Annotated in this window: 1 protein-coding gene; it reads left to right on the top strand. The window is 72.3% G+C overall.

Features of this window, described 5'->3' with window-relative positions; all coding sequences use genetic code 11:
* Positions 1–387, top strand: a 387-nt coding sequence (locus AC1DYG_RS20505) for a DEAD/DEAH box helicase (RefSeq protein ID WP_477641673.1), incomplete at both ends; no start/stop codon positions are given.

Here is a 387-nt window from a genome sequence, read left to right as displayed (position 1 = left end):
ATCGTCGACTCGGTGCTGGCGGACGGCGAACGGGTGCTGCTGTTCACCCAGTTCCGGGAGTTCGGGGCGATCGTCGCCCCGTACCTGGCCGAACGGTTCGGCACCGAGGTGCCGTTCCTGCACGGCGGCGTCGCGCGCGGCCRGCGGGACGCGATGGTCCACGACTTCCAGGCCGGCAGCGACGGCGGCTCCCCTCCGATCATGCTGCTCTCGCTCAAGGCCGGCGGCACCGGCCTCAACCTCACCGCCGCCAACCACGTCGTGCACCTGGACCGGTGGTGGAACCCGGCGGTGGAGAACCAGGCCACCGACCGGGCGCTCCGGATCGGGCAGCGCCGCGACGTGCAGGTCCGCAAGCTGGTCTGCGTCGGCACCCTGGAGGAACGG

The sequence above is a fragment of the Pedococcus sp. P1_H8 genome (assembly GCF_056405175.1).
This window is presented reverse-complemented; position numbering and strand designations above follow the sequence as displayed.